This window comes from Halorubrum sp. LN27, from assembly GCF_016635065.1.
GTDB classification, from domain to species: Archaea; Halobacteriota; Halobacteria; order Halobacteriales; family Haloferacaceae; genus Halorubrum; species Halorubrum salipaludis.
Map to the genome: position 1 here is coordinate 80,088 of NZ_JAEPET010000001.1, position 15,261 is coordinate 95,348.

Annotated in this window: 17 protein-coding genes; 15 read left to right on the forward strand and 2 right to left on the reverse strand. The window is 73.9% G+C overall.

All coding sequences use genetic code 11. The features are described 5' to 3' along the window. Position 1: 1 nt before the first annotated feature. On the reverse strand, positions 2–451 hold the full coding sequence (locus tag JIN95_RS00350) for an acyl-CoA thioesterase (RefSeq protein ID WP_200530201.1): 450 nt from the start codon (positions 449–451) through the stop codon (positions 2–4). Positions 452–658: 207 nt separating this feature from the next. On the opposite strand from JIN95_RS00350, the gene JIN95_RS00355 reads away from it, so the two are divergent. The 4 genes from JIN95_RS00355 (at position 659) to JIN95_RS00370 (ending at position 4,543) form a co-directional block, all read left to right on the forward strand. After that, positions 659–841 (forward strand): HVO_0416 family zinc finger protein, encoded by a 183-nt coding sequence (locus tag JIN95_RS00355; RefSeq protein WP_095635507.1) that lies wholly within the window; start codon positions 659–661, stop codon positions 839–841. 88 nt (positions 842–929) lie between these two features. Then, a complete protein-coding gene (locus JIN95_RS00360) occupies positions 930–1,088 on the forward strand; it encodes a hypothetical protein (protein WP_008002314.1) in 159 nt (52 codons plus the stop codon). Positions 1,089–1,217: 129 nt separating this feature from the next. Beyond that, the gene (locus JIN95_RS00365) at positions 1,218–3,062 is read left to right on the forward strand and encodes an ATP-dependent helicase (RefSeq protein WP_095635506.1); all 1,845 of its coding nucleotides are present in this window, start codon (positions 1,218–1,220) and stop codon (positions 3,060–3,062) included. Then, on the forward strand, positions 3,059–4,543 hold the full coding sequence (locus JIN95_RS00370) for a M24 family metallopeptidase (protein WP_200530202.1): 1,485 nt from the start codon (positions 3,059–3,061) through the stop codon (positions 4,541–4,543). The genes JIN95_RS00365 and JIN95_RS00370 overlap by 4 nt, the downstream gene beginning before the upstream one ends. Before the next feature lie 30 nt (positions 4,544–4,573). On the opposite strand, the gene JIN95_RS00375 is transcribed toward JIN95_RS00370, so the two are convergent. After that, the gene (locus tag JIN95_RS00375; RefSeq protein ID WP_200530203.1) at positions 4,574–4,903 is read right to left on the reverse strand and encodes a hypothetical protein; all 330 of its coding nucleotides are present in this window, start codon (positions 4,901–4,903) and stop codon (positions 4,574–4,576) included. A gap of 129 nt (positions 4,904–5,032) precedes the next feature. Here JIN95_RS00375 and JIN95_RS00380 point away from each other — a divergent pair, with 129 nt between their 5' ends. The 11 genes from JIN95_RS00380 (at position 5,033) to JIN95_RS00430 (ending at position 15,196) form a co-directional block, all read left to right on the forward strand. Continuing rightward, complete coding sequence (locus tag JIN95_RS00380; RefSeq protein WP_200530204.1) at positions 5,033–5,680, forward strand: riboflavin synthase; 648 nt, start codon at positions 5,033–5,035, stop codon at positions 5,678–5,680. 201 nt (positions 5,681–5,881) lie between these two features. After that, on the forward strand, positions 5,882–6,961 hold the full coding sequence (locus tag JIN95_RS00385; protein WP_200530205.1) for a nicotinate-nucleotide--dimethylbenzimidazole phosphoribosyltransferase: 1,080 nt from the start codon (positions 5,882–5,884) through the stop codon (positions 6,959–6,961). Then, positions 6,958–8,274, forward strand: coding sequence for a cobyrinic acid a,c-diamide synthase (locus JIN95_RS00390; RefSeq protein ID WP_200530206.1), 1,317 nt, complete (start codon positions 6,958–6,960; stop codon positions 8,272–8,274). Before JIN95_RS00385 ends, JIN95_RS00390 begins: the two co-directional genes overlap by 4 nt. 5 nt (positions 8,275–8,279) lie before the next feature. Continuing rightward, complete coding sequence (locus JIN95_RS00395; protein WP_200530207.1) at positions 8,280–9,347, forward strand: CobD/CbiB family cobalamin biosynthesis protein; 1,068 nt, start codon at positions 8,280–8,282, stop codon at positions 9,345–9,347. Beyond that, entirely contained in the window at positions 9,338–10,123 is a 786-nt protein-coding gene (gene cobS, locus JIN95_RS00400) for an adenosylcobinamide-GDP ribazoletransferase (RefSeq protein WP_095635499.1), read from the forward strand. The genes JIN95_RS00395 and cobS overlap by 10 nt, the downstream gene beginning before the upstream one ends. Further along, positions 10,123–10,794, forward strand: a complete 672-nt coding sequence (locus tag JIN95_RS00405; protein ID WP_200532089.1) for an NTP transferase domain-containing protein — start codon at positions 10,123–10,125, stop codon at positions 10,792–10,794. The genes cobS and JIN95_RS00405 overlap by 1 nt, the downstream gene beginning before the upstream one ends. After that, a complete protein-coding gene (locus tag JIN95_RS00410; protein WP_200530208.1) occupies positions 10,791–11,834 on the forward strand; it encodes an aminotransferase class I/II-fold pyridoxal phosphate-dependent enzyme in 1,044 nt (347 codons plus the stop codon). The genes JIN95_RS00405 and JIN95_RS00410 overlap by 4 nt, the downstream gene beginning before the upstream one ends. Continuing rightward, a complete protein-coding gene (locus JIN95_RS00415) occupies positions 11,827–12,588 on the forward strand; it encodes an adenosylcobinamide amidohydrolase (protein WP_200530209.1) in 762 nt (253 codons plus the stop codon). The genes JIN95_RS00410 and JIN95_RS00415 overlap by 8 nt, the downstream gene beginning before the upstream one ends. Beyond that, positions 12,585–13,343: a cob(I)yrinic acid a,c-diamide adenosyltransferase gene (locus tag JIN95_RS00420; RefSeq protein ID WP_200530210.1), complete on the forward strand. Its 759-nt coding sequence runs from the start codon at positions 12,585–12,587 to the stop codon at positions 13,341–13,343. The genes JIN95_RS00415 and JIN95_RS00420 overlap by 4 nt, the downstream gene beginning before the upstream one ends. A 4-nt stretch (positions 13,344–13,347) precedes the next feature. After that, on the forward strand, positions 13,348–14,955 hold the full coding sequence (locus JIN95_RS00425; protein ID WP_200530211.1) for a cobyric acid synthase: 1,608 nt from the start codon (positions 13,348–13,350) through the stop codon (positions 14,953–14,955). A gap of 52 nt (positions 14,956–15,007) precedes the next feature. Continuing rightward, positions 15,008–15,196, forward strand: a complete 189-nt coding sequence (locus tag JIN95_RS00430; RefSeq protein ID WP_095635494.1) for a hypothetical protein — start codon at positions 15,008–15,010, stop codon at positions 15,194–15,196. Positions 15,197–15,261 lie beyond the last annotated feature (65 nt).

The following is a 15,261-nucleotide window of genomic DNA, read 5'->3' on the forward strand; positions in this document are numbered from 1 at the left end:
CTCAGCGGTCCCCGTCCGGCTCGGCCGCGAGCGCGGCGTCGCGTAGCTCCCGGCAGCGCTCGCCCTCCACCGTCAGCTCCGGGACCGGCGTCGGGTCCCCGTCGGCGTCGACCGCGACGAACACGAAGTACGACTCCGTCGTCAGCTCGCGCTCGCCGGTCCGGGGGGACTCGCGGAACGCGCGGATCCGCGCGCGGAGGCTCGTCCGCCCGACCGCGTACACGTACGACTCGACGATGCAGGTGTCGCCCTGCGGGACCGGCCGCTTGAAGTCGAGCCCGTTGATCTTGGCCGTGACGCAGGTCTCGCCGGCGGCGCGCATCGCCGACATCGCGCCAATCTCGTCCATCCACTTGACGACGTTTCCCCCGTGGGCCGACTCGTAGTTGTTGGTGTGGGTCGGCTGGACCCGCTGGCGGTTCTCGATGTAGGTGTCGCTGACGGTCGGCATGCCGGCCCCCACACGCCCGGACGTGAAAGGGGCGTCGCAGAAGGACGTCGCCGCCGCGGAGACGGGGCCGCCGCCGCAGGTGGGTGTCGGTTCGCGGGATAGCTTTTGCACAGTTCTGTCGTCGATCGTCGATCGTTCGTTGCCGTTTTCGCAGATTGATAGAGCCACAACAAGATATTTATACTCGCGTGGCATTCACTAGCATGCATGTCTAGTAGTGCACCCAGCGCGGACGACGACGTGTTCGACGAGTTCCTGTCCGATCGCGGCCACGAGACGGAGATCGTACGCTGGGAGCGATCCTATAACAAGCTTCAGTGTCCGGAGTGCGGTGCGCTACACCCCGAGGGAACCGCGCAGTGCGACGTGTGCGACTGGCGTCCGACCTGACGCCGACGGCGTCGCACGACCGGTTAGCGGTTTTCTTTCGACGATAGTCGGCGGCAGTATTATGTGGTATCAATCGATAGTGGCGAGTATGCCGACCTGCCAGAACTGCGGTTCGTTCGTCACGACCGACTACGTTCGGGTGTTCACGCCGAACGAGGTCGATCGGCCCAGAGTCTGCCCCGCCTGCGAGGACCTCGTCCGCGACGGCGCCGACGTGCGAGAGGCGCGGGCGACGCGGAGCAACTGAGCGCGCCGGCGACCCGACTGAGCCCATGTCGACCCCCCGACGGAAGACGGCGAGACGGCCCGACGCGGCGTTCCCTCCGGAACGGGCCGAGCCACGGCGTTTAAGGAGAGTCGGACTCTGGAGTAGACAATGACCGATCCCACGGTGACGCGACTGTTCGGCGGTCCGGGCAGCGGGAAGACCACGGCGCTTCTGGACCGCGTCGAGGGGATCCTCGAGGACGAGGACGCCGACGTCCGCGACGTGCTCGTCGTCTCGTACACGCGCGCGGCCGCCGCCGAGATCCGCGAGCGCCTCGCCGAGCGCCTCGACATCTCCCCCCGCACCCTCCAGGGGAACGTCTGTACCATGCACGCGAAGGCGTACGAGCTGCTCGACCTCTCACGCGGCGACGTGGTCGGCGAGGACGACAAGGAGGCGTTCTGCGAGGAGTACGGCATCGAGTTCGAGGACCAGCATGGCGGCGCCGGCCGCCGGACCGCGCGGTCGACGACCATCGGCAACAAGATCATCGCCACCTCGCAGTGGCTCCAGCGCACCGAGCGCGACGTGGCCGACTGGTACGACGTGCCCTTCCAGTGGAACGTCGAGGAGGTCCGGCTCCCGCCCGAGGAGGACCCCAACGCCCAGCAGGGGAACAAGTACACGCCAACCTGGCCTTCCGACGACGACCGGATCGACATCCCCGAGACGATCCGCGCGTGGCGCGGCTACAAGGGCGACCACGACCTGGTCGGCTTCGCGGACATGCTCGAACGCGTCGCCCAGCGCTCGCTCGTCCCGAACGTCGAGTACCTGATCATCGACGAGTTCCAGGACATCACGACGCTGCAGTACAACGTCTTCGAGGAGTGGGAACCCCACATGCGGAAGGTGCTCATCGCCGGCGACGACGACCAGGTCGTCTACGCGTGGCAGGGCGCCGACCCCGACCTCCTCTTGGACACCGACGTCGACGAGGACGTGGTGCTCCCGAACTCCTACCGGCTCCCCTCCGAGATCCTCAACGTCGTCAACGCCGAGATCCGCCACATCGACAAGCGGCAGGAGAAGGACCTCCACCCCCGCAAGGAGGGCGGCACCGTCGAGGCGATCGAGTCGCCGTCGATGCTCGAGCTCGTCCGGAACGTCCGGTACACCGTCGAGGACGACGAAGGCAGCGTGATGTGCCTGTTCCGGGCGCGCTACCAGATGTTCGACTTCATCGACGAGTTCATCGACCACGGGATCCCCTTCACCATGCTGACCGACGGTCGGATGTGGACCGACCGCGTGCAAGACTACGTCAGCGCCATCGAGAAGGCCGACGCCGGCGACCCCGTGAACGGGCTCGAGGCCCGGCGCCTCGCCGACATGCTGCAGGACTCGGCGTTCGGCACCCACGAGCGCGACGAGTTCTACGACTTCCTCGACGACCGCGAGGAGGCGGCCGACGCCGACGACGTCGCCCAGATCGAGGTGACCGTCGACGAGCTCGACGAGTTCATCCCCTTCATGCCGGACGCGTCGAGCGCCGACGACATGGTCCGGAAGGTGACGAGCTTCCAGCGGAAGTCGATGGGCGCGTACTTCGGCGGCGACTACGAGGGGATGGACCCGACCCGCGTCCGCGTCGGCACCATCCACTCCGCGAAGGGCCGCGAGGCCGACCACGTGTTCGTCGCGACCGACCTCACCGAGAAGGTGGTCGAGCAGATGGCGGCCTCCATCGACGACCCGACCGACGTGGACGGCGTCGAGGAGTTCACGAAGACGACGAGCCCGGTCCCCGTCCTCACGGACAACGAGCGCCGCGTGTTCTACGTCGGGATGTCCCGCGCCCGCGAGCGGCTCGTGATCATGGAGAGCCTGATCAGCGGCGCCCCGACGCTCCCGATCAGCGTCCTCCTGTTCAACGAGCTCCGCGACGAGCCCCCGCAGGAGCTCGTCGAGGAGGTGCAGGCGGAGCTGGCCGTCCCCGAGCCCGAGCCGTGAGCGACGGGAGCGACGACGCGGGCGGGGGCTCGTCCGACTCCGACCGACTCTCCCCGCTCCGCACCGACCTCGCCCCGATCGCCGAGGCGGTCGCGGCCGCGGACGCCGCCGCCTTCGTCGCGGTCGGCGACCGGTTCGACGACGACCTTCGGTACCTCACGCGTTTTTCCGGACCGGACCGGGCGTACGCGCTGGTGATCGTTCCGGATGACGACCGCGACGCCGAGAGTGACGACCGAGACGCCGAGAGCGGCGACCGCGACGCCCACGCCGCCGGCCGCGCCGCGCTCTGTGCCCCCGCCCTGTTCCGCGAGCAGGCCCACCGGGAGTTCGTCGCCGGCGCGCGCACTCGAAACGGCGGTGAGGGCGCCGACGGCGCCGTGTTCCACGACGGCGTCGTCCGCGAGGTGCGGACGGAGCGCGTCGGCGACCACGCGGGCGAGCGCGCCGCGGCGGTCGTCGATGACCTGCTCCGAGGTGGGGAGCGCGACGGGGACGGCCGAGCCGCCGCCACCGAGCGAGACGACGATCCCACCCTCCTCGTTCCCCCGTCGATCCCCCACGACGCGGCGGTGTACCTCGAACGCGCCGGCAACGCGCTCGCGTCGACCGACGCGGTCGAGACCGCCAGAGCGCGGAAGACTGACCCCGAGATCGAGCGCCTCCGGCGCGTCCAGCGCGGGGCGGTCGCCGGGATGGCCCGCGCCGAGACCGTGCTGGCCGAGAGCGCGGTCGTCGAGGGGGACGCGGACGCCGATCCCGACGCGGACGCCGATCCCGACGCGGACGCCGATCCCGACGCGGACCGGGACGCCGACACCGCTCCCGACGCGGACCGCAGACCGCCCCTCCGCTGGGAGGGTGCGCCCCTGACGACCGAGCGCCTGCGCCGGGCCGTGAACGCGGCGCTCGCCGCCCGCGGCGTCCGGGACGCCGGCGACACCGCGATCGGCGCCGGGCCGTCGGCGGCCGACCTCCACTACGTCGGCGACGACCCGATCCGGCCGGGCGAGACCGTGCTGATCGACGTCTCGCCGCGCGGGCCCGACGGCTACCGCGGCGACCTCACCCGGACGTTCGTCGTCGACGGCGACGGCGGTTGGGAGCGGCGGGCTCACCTCGCGGTCGAGTCGGCCCGCGAGGTCGCGCTCGACGAGATCGAGCCGGGCGTGCCGGCCAAGACGGTCCACGGCGAGGCCGCCGCCGAGTTGGGCGCGTACGGGTTCGACCCGAACGCGGGGGAGGGCGAGGTCGGCTTCACCCACGGCACCGGCCACGGCGTGGGCGTGAGCCTCCACGAGTCGCCGTCGCTGTCGGGGGCCGGCGAACTGCGGCCGGGCCACGTCGTGACGGTCGAGCCGGGCGTGTACGACCCCGAGATCGGCGGCGTCCGGCTGGAGGACCTCGTCGCCGTCACCGAGGACGGGTACGAGGTGCTGGCCGAGTATCCGTTCGGGATCGCGCCGGCCGCGCGCGAGTGAAAGACGGCGCTCGCGCCTCCGGCGGAACCCTCACTTCTCGACCGCGGTCGCGTCCTCGGGCGTCGCCTCGGTCTGCTCTCCGTCGATCGAGTCCGCGTCGGACGGGCTCTCGTCCGCGGGATCGAGACCGGCGAGCCCGCGGAGCTGTCGGGGGAGGAGCCCCGCGAGCAGCCCCCGGACGATCCGCCCCGGGTCGAGGAAGTACTGCGGGAGCACGACCATCGCGGCGGCGACGACGAGCAGGCCGACACCGAGCGCCACCTCGCCGGCGAACAGCCGGATGACCGCGTAGTTCGCGAGCGGGATGGCGAAGATCAGCGACGCCGCCAGCCCGATCATGTCGGTCAGTCCGAGCCTCATTGCGACCGGATTGGCTCCCGGGGGTCAAAAGGGGCGCGGCGTCGGCGGAGCGCGTCCGCGTCGCGGTCGGCGGCGATCGCTCCGACCGAACACCGAACCGATAATGTGTCGCGCGCGCCCAGATCCGGTATGTTCACCGGCATCGTCGAGGACACCGGAACCGTCCGCGAGCGGACCGCGACCGACGACGGCCTCCGGCTCCGGATCGCCGTCGACGGGGTCGAGGGGTTCGACGACCTCCACCACGGCCAGTCGATCAGCGTCAGCGGCGTCTGTCTCACGGTCGAGGAGTACGGCCACGGCGGCGAGGGTGACGGCGAGGAGGGTGACGGCGCCTCGAACGACGCCGACTGGTTCGAGGTGTTCCTCGCGAGCGAGACCGTCGCGAAGACCTACCTCGGCGACGTCCGCGAGGGCGACGCGGTCAACGTCGAGCGCGCGATGCCCGCCGACGGCCGGTTCGACGGCCACGTCGTGCAGGGTCACGTCGACACGGTCGCAGAGGTGACCGCGATCGAGCGCGTCGGCGAGGACTGGCGGTTCAGCTTCTCTATCCCCGAGGGCCACGCCGACTACCTCGTCGACAAGGGGTCCGTGACGCTCGACGGCATCTCGCTGACGGTCGCCGAGAAGCGGGACGGAGAGTTCGACGTGGCCGTCATCCCGACGACCTACCGGCTGACGACGCTCTCGCAGAAGTCGGTCGGCGACCCCGTGCACCTCGAAGTGGACGTGATCGCGAAGTACGTCGAGAACATGGTCGACGGGTACGTCTAGGCGCCGTCTCGGTCGGAGAGGACGACGAGACGCGCCGCGCCGAAGATCGTGAGCCACCTCGCCGCGAGTCCGGCATCCCGATCAGTTAAAGTCCGGTTGTGCTAATCAACCGCTAGTGGTTGTCATCGATAGGGCGGACGACGGACGCGATCGGTCGGACGGGACCGCCGACCGACTGAGGCGACGGGGCGGTGGTGTCGCGTGACGGACGCGATCCTCGCGGTCGTCGCGGGGACGACCGCGACCGCCGCGATCGACGGAATTAGCGCCGCGGGCGCCGACCCCGAACTGCGGAGACACACGCCCAGCGCGGACCTCGAGATCGTCGCCGACGGGCGACCGGCCCCGAGTTCGGTCGTCCCGGTGAGTCCCTCGGGTTGCCCGACGCCGGCGGTCGTCACCCGCGCCGTGCGGGAGGTCGTCGGGTTCGACTTCGTCGGGGTCGACGCCGGGCTCGCGGTCCCGACGGCGCCGACCGAGGCACCCGTGCTCGACGCGGGCGCCGCGCCCGGCGGCGACGTGCGGAACGCGGAGCCGGTTCCGGACGCCGCGGCCGTCTTCGAGGCGGCGCGCGGGCTGGTGCCGGAGGTGGTCGCGGAACGACGAGCGACCGCCGAGGCGAGCGACGCCGACCCCGAGCTCCTCGTCGCCGAGACGATCCCCGGCGGCACGACGACCGCGCTCGGCGTGCTCACCGCGCTCGGGGAGCGCCCGGCGGTCTCCTCATCGCTGGCGGCGAACCCCCTCGAGACCAAGCGCGCGGTCGTCGAGGAGGGGCTGGCCGAAAGCGGGATCGCCGCGGGCGACGCCGCGGGCGACCCCCTCGACGCGCTCCGGCTGATGGGCGACCCCGTGCTCGCCGCGGCCGCCGGCCTCGCGGTCGGGGCGGTCGAGCGCGGCGTGCCGGTCACGCTCGCGGGCGGGACCCAGCTGGCGGCGGTCGCCGCGCTCGCGCGACACGCGGGCGTCGAGCGCCGCCTCCCGCTCGCGACCACCTCGTTCGTCGCCGACGACCCCTCCGCGGACGTGGCGGCGCTCGCGGACGACCTCGACCTGCGGCTGGCCGCGACCGACCCGGCGTTCGGCGAGGGCGACCACCCGGCGACGGCGGCGTACGCCCGCGGTGAGGCGAAGGAGGGCGTCGGGATGGGGGGCGCGCTGGCGCTCTCAGAGCGCGCCGGCGTCCCCGCGAGCGACGTGCGCGAGCGCGTGACCGCGCTCACCGACCGCCTGCTGGCCGAGCGGGAGGCGGGGAGCGCGGCGGGAGGTGACCCCCGATGAGGGGCCTCGTCCTCGGCGGCACCGCCTCCGGCGTCGGCAAGACGGTCGCGACGCTCGCGACGATCCGGGCGCTGGAAGCCGCCGGGCACGCGGTGCAGCCGGCGAAGGCCGGCCCCGACTTCATCGACCCGAGCCACCACGAGCGCGTGGCGGGGCGCCCGTCGCGCACGCTCGACCTGTGGCTGCAGGGCGAGGGCGGCCTCCGCCGGAACTACGCCCGCGGCGAGGGCGACGTCTGCGTCGTCGAGGGCGTGATGGGGCTGTACGACGGCGACGGGTCGAGCACCGCCGCGGTCGCCGAGGCGCTCGACCTCCCGGTCGTCCTCGTGGTCGACGCGAGCGCCGGCATGGAGAGCGTCGCGGCGACCGCGCTCGGTTTCCGGACCTACGCCGACCGGATCGGCCGGGACATCGACGTGGCCGGGGTGATCGCCCAGCGCGCGCACGGCGGGCGACACGCCGAGGGGATCCGCGACGCGCTCCCGGACGACCTCGCGTATTTCGGTCGGATCCCGCCGAACGACGACCTGACGGTCCCCGACCGCCACCTCGGGCTCCAGATGGGCGACGAGTCGCCCCTGCCCGACGACGCGCTCGACGCGGCCGCGGAGGGGCTCCGGACCGACCGGCTCGTCGATCTCGCCCGGGAGCCGGCGGGCGGGGCGGAGCCGAACGGCGCGCGGAGCACGGCCAAGGCGCCCGCCGCCCGCCCCCGCGTCGCGGTCGCCCGCGACGACGCCTTCCGGTTCGCGTACCCGGCGACGATCGAACGCCTGCGCGAGCGGGCGACGGTCGAGACGTTCGCCCCGGTCGCGGGCGACCCCCTCCCGCCCTGCGACGGCGTCTACCTCCCCGGCGGCTATCCGGAACTGCACGCCGCGGAGCTGGCCGAAAGCCCGGCGCTCGACGAGATCGCGAGCGCGGCCGCCGAGGGGACCCCCGTGCTCGGCGAGTGCGGCGGGCTGATGGCGCTCGCCGAGTCGCTGACGACCGTCGCGGGCGAGACGCACGCGATGGCGGGCGTCCTCCCGGCGGACGTGGCCATGCGCGACCGGTATCAGGCGCTCGACCACGTCGAGCTGCGGGCGGGGCGGGACGCGCCGACGGCCTCCGCGGGCGCGACCCTGCGGGGCCACGAGTTCCACTACTCGGAGGCCGACGCCGCGAGCGACGCCCGGTTCGCCTTCGACGTGGAGCGCGGGACCGGGATCGACGGGGAACACGACGGACTGACCGAACACCGAACGCTCGGAACGTACTGTCACGTCCACCCGGAGAGCGGGGCGTTCGACGCGTTCCTCGACGGGCTGTGACCGCGATGGCGACCGCGCTCCCGCTCCTCGGCTCCGCAACTCCTCTCGGCCCCGCGCTCCTGTCCCTCGCCGCGCTGGCGATCGCGGTCGCGCTCGACCTCGCGCTCGCGGAGCCGCCGACGCGGCTCCACCCCGTCGCGCTGTTCGGGTCGGTCGTGGGTCGCTTCGACCGGACGTGGTCGCGTCCCCGACTCGTCGGACTCGCAGTCGCGGTCGGGCTCCCCCTCGCCGCCGCGGCGGTCGCGGGCGTGACCGTCGCGGCCGCGGGCGGTCTCCCCGCCGCGGGGGGGTTCCCCGTCTCCCCCGTCCTCGTCGCCGGTGCGCTCCTCTTCGCGAGCGTCAGCCTCCGGATGCTGCTTGAGACGACCGCGGAGGTCGTCGAGCTGACCGAGACCGCTCCCGACGCGGCCCGGGAGTCGCTCCGGGCGCTCGCGGGCCGGGACGCGACCGACCTCTCGCCGGCGGACATCCGGAGCGCGGCCGTCGAGAGCGCCGCCGAGAACCTCGCCGACGGCTTCGTCGCGCCCCTGGGCGGATTCGCGCTCGGAGCGGCGGTCGGACTCGCGGCGGGGGCGATGGCGGGGTCCGCCGCCCCCGTGGCGCCCTCTGGATCCGCCCTCCCGCTCGCCGCGGGGACCGCCGGCGCGGTCTGGGTGAAGGCCGTCAACACCCTCGACTCGATGCTCGGCTACCGCTCGAAGCCGGTCGGCTGGGCGAGCGCGCGCCTCGACGACGCGATCATGTTCCTCCCGGCCCGCGCGACCGCCGGGTGTCTGGCGCTCGCGGCCGGCTCTCTCGACGCGCTCCGCCGAGGGACCTCGTGGGCGGAGGAGCCGTCGTCGCCGAACTCCGGGTGGCCGATGGCGACCGCGGCGGCCGCGCTCGACGCCCGGCTGGAGAAGCCCGGCCACTACGTCCTCAACCCGGACGCGAGCCCGCCGAGCGTCGCCGACGCGGAGCGGGCGGTCCGGCTCGTCGGCGTCGCCGGCGCGGTCGCGGTCGCGCTCGCGGCGGGGTGGTTGGCGGCGGTTGGATGGATCCTGTCCCCATCAGGGGTGGTCGGATGGCCCTGACCGCGCTCCGGGGGGCTGTCGGCTTCCTCACCCGGATCCCGGTCGGCCGCGACGAGGCGGCGTGGGACGCGTTCGCGCGCTCGCCGTGGGCGTTCCCGGTCGTCGGGTATCTCGTCGGCGGGCTCGTCGCCCTGCCGCTGCTGCTCGCCTCGCCGCCCGCGTCCGTCCCCGCTCCCACGGTCGCGCTCGCGTTCGTGCTCGCCGTCTACGCCGTCACCGGGATCGGTCACCTCGACGGCGTGGCCGACCTCGGCGACGCGGCCGTCGTCCACGGGGACCGCGAGGAGCGCCGGCGCGTGTTGAAGGACTCCCAGCTCGGCGTCGGCGGGACGGTCGCGCTCGCGCTGGTCGTCCTCGGGCTGGCGACCGCCGCGCTCGGACTGGTCGAGGTCGGGGCGACCGCGCGCGGCGGCGTCCCCCTCGCCGCGCTCGGCCTCGTCGTCGCCGCGGAGGTCGGCGCGAAGGCCGCGACCGCGACGCTGGTCTGCGTCGGCGACGCGCCCCACGAGGGGCTCGGCTCCGCCCTGACCGGCGAGTCGTCGGCTCGGGCCGCGCTCCCGGTCCTCGCGCTGGCGGCGCCCGCCGCGCTGTTCGCGTGGCCGCGGCTCCTGCCGGCTCTCGCAGCCGTGCTCGCCGCGCTGGCGACGGCGCCGGTGATCCGGCTGTGGTCCCGCCGGCGGCTCGGCGGCGTCTCGGGCGACGTGCTCGGGGCGACGACCGAGGTCGCACGGGTCGCCGCGCTGCACGCGGGGGTGATCGCGTGGACGCGCTTCTGATGTGCGGCGGCCGGGGGACCCGCCTCGGCGGCGAGGCGGAGAAGCCGCTCCGCGAGGTCGCGGGGCGCCCGATGGTCGACCGCGTGCTCGACGCGCTCGCCGCGAGCCGGATCGAGGCGACTCACGCGGTCGTCTCCCCGCACGCGACGCGGACGCGAGAGCGCCTCGCCGAGCGCGCGAGCGACGTCCCGTCCCTGTCGGTCGTCGACGCGCCCGGGAACGGGTACGTCGCCGACCTGCGGCACGCGATGGAGGCGGTCGACGCGGGCGGAGACCCCCTGTTGACCGTCGCCGCCGACCTCCCGCTGCTCGACGCCGCGGCGGTGAACGCGGTCCTCGACGCGGCCCGCGCCGCCGACGGCGACTCGCTCACCGTCTGCGTGCCGGCGGCCCGGAAGCGCGACCTGGGCGTCAGCGCGGACGCGACGACCGAGATCGACGGGCGAGAGGTCGTCCCGGCCGGAATCAACGTCGTCGGCGGCGGGGCGCGAGACGAGAGTGACGCGGAGGGCGACGACGAAGGCGAAGCGTCGGCGGACCGCGACGCGGGCGCGGTCCACCTCACCGACGACGCCCGGCTCGCCGTCAACGTCAACTACCCGTCGGACGTGCGGACGGCAGAACGGCTGCTGACGGACGACGGACCGGACCGACACCCCACCGACCCATGAACCTCGACAGCGCGCTCGGCCTCGACCGCGAACCGCACGGAAGCAGCGACGACCCCGACCTGCTTGACTTCTCGGCGAACACCAACCCCGAGGTCCCACCGGGGGTCGAGGAGGCGTACCGCGAGGCGTTCGCGGCCGCGCGGTCGTACCCCGCGGAGCCCCCGGAGTCGTTCCGCGAGGCCGCCGCCGCGTACGTCGACTGCGACCCGGACGCGGTCGTTCCCTCGCCCGGCGGGCTCGCCGCGATCCGGGCCGCGATCGGGCTCGCGGTCGATCCGGGCGACACCGCCCTGCTCCCGGCGCCGAGCTTCGGCGAGTACGCCCGCGAGGTCCGCCTCGAAGGCGGCGACCCCGCCTTCGCCTCGGCCGACGATATCCTCGACGCCGACCCGGAAGACCACGCGCTCGCGGTCGTCTGCGCCCCGAACAACCCGACGGGAACCGACTACGAGATCGGGGAGCTGGAGCGGTTCGCGGCGCGGTGCCGCGCGGCCGACACCGTCCTCCTCATTGACGAGGCGTTCCGCGGGTTCACCGACCGCCCCTCGCTCGCGGGGACCGCGGGCGTCGTCGTCGCCCGGTCGCTGACGAAGCTGTTCGGGCTCCCCGGGATCCGGACGGGGTTCGCGGTCGCGACGGGGGAGCTGGGCGCGGCGTTAGCGCGCGCCCGGCGCCCGTGGAACGTGAGCGTCCCGGCGCTCTCGACCGGCGCGCACTGCATGCGACGGGACGCGTTCGTCCGGGAGACCCGCGACCGCGTCCGGGCGGAGCGCTCGCGGATGGCGGCGGCGCTCGCGGAGCGCTACGACGTGACGCCCTCCGAGGCGCCGTTCCTGCTCCTCGACGTGGCGGGGAGCGGCCGGTCCGTCGACCGGGTCGTCGCCGACGCCCGCGACCGCGGCGTGGCGGTCCGGGACGCGACCACCTTCCGCGGGCTCGACTCGCACGTCCGGGTGGCCGTGCGCCGGCCCGCCGAGAACGATCGGCTGCTGGCGGCGCTGGGCGTGAACGGGGAACCGGAGGCGGATTCGCGTGTTTGACGCGACCGTCCGCGAGGGCGTGCTCCGCCTGCGCCGGCCCGGGACGCGCTGGCTCTCGACCGGCTGGAACGGGGGTCGATCGCGGTCGGCGGCCGCTTACAACGTCTCGGTGCCGGAGGGGTTCGACCGGACCGACCTCGGCGCGTACCGCGACGAGCGGCTGTCTCGGGCAGAGTTCGGAACCGAAGGCGAGCCGCCGACCCTCTTTACCGGCGTCTCGATGGATCACGCCCGCGGCGCGCGTCGCGGGCCGGTCGTCGCGTACGCGACCGCCGGCCTGTCGAACCCGGCGATGCTCCCGATGGACCCGGCGGGAGCGACGGCGGCCGCCCCCGACGACGCCGAGCGCGACGCGGACGGGTCCGGCGAGGCGCCCCCCGCGGAACCGACGGCGCGCCCCGACCGCCCCGGCACGGTCAACCTGATCGTCGGCACGACGCGCCGGCTCGCGGACGGCGCGGCCGAGAATCTCGTCGCGGTCGCGGCGGAGGCGAAGGCGGCGACGCTGCTCGCGACGGCGGGCGTGCCGGGGACCACCAGCGACGCGGTGGTCGTCGGCGACGACCCGACCGGAGATCCGGCGGCGTTCTCGGGCAGCGCCACCCCGGTCGGCGCGGCGGCTCGCGTCTGCGTCCGGGACGCGGTCCGCGCGAGCCTGCGGTCGCGGTACCCGGACGGCGACTACCCCGGTCCGCCGGCCGACGCCGAGCACGGCGTCGTCGCCGACGACCGGGCGGAGGTCTTCGAACCATGACGACTGACGACACAGACACCATCGACGGCGACGCGGCGGCATCGAGCGACGAGACCACGGCGACATCGGCCGAGGGCGACGAGTCGGCGGCGAACCGGGCGCGCACTCCCGGCGGCGGCGCCGCCCCCGAACCGGAGCCCATCGAGCCCGCCGCGCCCGAGGAGTTCGGGCTCGTGCAGGCGTGGTGGGGCGACGGTAAGGGGAAGACCACGGCGGCGATGGGGATGGGATTCCGGGCCGCGGGCCACGGCTACCGCGTCCACATGCTCCAGTTCATGAAGGGCGGCGCCGACAGCGTCGAGGGCGTCAGGGGGGAGTACAACGCGATCGCCGCCATGCCGGGGTTCTCCTACGAGAACGCCGGCCACTACGGCTGGCACGGCCTCCTCGACGGCTCCGGCGACGACGAGCACGCGGCGAAGGCGAGCGCGGCGTTCGAGCGCGCGGAGGAACTCGTCGCCGGCGCCGGCGACGCGGACCTGACCGAGCCCCTCCCGCTCAACGGCGACCCCGACGAGGGCGTCCACATGCTGGTACTCGACGAGGTGCTGTACGCCGCCGACCGCGGGCTCGTCGACCCGGACGACGTCGTCGCGCTCGCGGAGTCGAAGCCCGAGAACCTCGAACTCGTCCTCACCGGGAGCCACGCCGAGCCGGCGTACCTGGAGGGTGTCGCCGACCTGATCACCAACGTCCGGAAGGTGGCGCACCCGTTCGACGCGGGCCACCGCGCCCGGCGGGGGACGGAGTACTGAGGCCGTGAGCGAGACGACGGACACCGGCGAGACGGCGGAGACCGTCCTGATCGCCGGCACCGCGAGCCACGCCGGCAAGAGCACGCTCGCGGCCGGGCTCTGCCGGCTCCTCGCGTGCCGGGGCGTCTCGGTGGCGCCGTATAAGGCCCAGAACATGAGCAACAACGCCCGGGTCGCCTTGGCGCCCGACGGCGAGTGGGGCGAGATCGGCGTCTCCCAGCACGTGCAGGCGCGGGCGGCCCGCGTCCCGGCGACGACCGACATGAACCCCGTCCTCCTCAAGCCGCGCGGCGACGGCGAGAGCCAACTGGTGATCGACGGCGAGGCGGTTGGCCACTTTGCTGCCGGCGAGTACTACGAGTCGCACTGGGAGACCGCCCGGGACGCGGCGGTCGCGGCCCACCGCCGCCTCGCGGCCGACCACGACGTGATCGTCGCCGAGGGCGCGGGGAGCATCGCCGAGATCAACCTCCACGACCGCGACCTCGCCAACGTGGAGTGCGCCCGCTTCGCCGACGCCCGGATCCTGATCGCGGTGGACATCGAGCGCGGCGGCGCCTTCGCGAGCCTCTACGGGACCCTCGAACTCCTCCCCGACGACGTGCGCGAGCGCGTCGCCGGCGCGGTCATCACGAAGTTCCGCGGCGACCCGTCCCTCCTCGAACCGGGCATCGCGGAGATCGAGGACCGGACTGGCGTCCCGATCGTCGGCGTCGTCCCCCACGACGACCCCGGTCTGCCGGCGGAGGACAGCCTCTCGCTGCCGGACGCGGGAGACGCCGGCGGCGGGGGCGGCGAGGGGAGCAGAGCCGCCCTGGGCGCGGACGACGGGGTCCCCGACGCGGAGGTGGTCCGGATCGCGGTCCCGCGGCTCCCGCGGATCTCGAACTTCACCGATCTGGAACCGCTCGCACGCGAGCCGGGCGTCCGGGTGGCGTACGTCCCGCTCGACGCCTCCGCCCGCGACCCCCTCGCCGACGCCGACGCGGTCGTGCTTCCCGGCTCGAAGAACACTGTCGACGACCTGCTCGCGCTGCGCGAAGCGGGACTCGACGAGGCGATCAGACGCTTCGAGGGACCGATCGTCGGGATCTGCGGCGGCTACCAGATCCTCGGCAAGCAGATTACGGGCGCCGACATCGAGGGGACCGGATCGCGCTCAACCGTCGAAGGCGTCGGCGTGCTCCCGGTCGAAACCCACTTCTCGCCCGACAAGCGCGTCGAGCGCGTGACACGATCGGTCGACGGAATCGGTCCCTTGGCGGGAGCGACCGGGACCGCGACCGGCTACGAGATCCACATGGGCCGGTCGTCGCCGGCGGAGTCGGTCGCCCGACCGGTGGGCCCGGAGAGCGCGGCGACCGACCGAGCCTTGGGGACTTACCTCCACGGGATCTTCGAGAACGAGACGGTCCGGGAGGCGTTCGTCGAACGGGCGTTCGCGGCCGCGGGGAAATCGCGCCCCGCGGCCGGATCGCGCGCTGGGGACGGAGACGCGACCGCGGAGGCGGACGACCGCTCCCCGTACGACCGGGCCGCGGACCTCGTCGCCGACAACGTCGAGCTCGACGCGCTCGGCATCGACGCCCTCGCGCTCGGCGACCGCGGCTGATCACGGCCGATCGGGCGGAACCGATTTGGTCGACGCGACCGACGGACCGCGCATGGTCTCCCGCGAGAACGCCGTCATCGGGACGTGTATCGCCCTCACGCTCGCCGCCGCCCTCCTCCTCGAGTCGCTGAACGCGTCGTCTCCCGAGTGGGCGCCCCTCGCGCTGCTTCTCGGCGGCGGGGTCGTCGTGCCGCTGGCGATCAACGGCGCGCTCGATCGGCGCGAGGAGGCGGCGGAGTGATCGCGGTACGGGGGTTCGGCCACTGAGACGGGAGATCGGTCACTGAGACGGGAGCGCAGGACGCT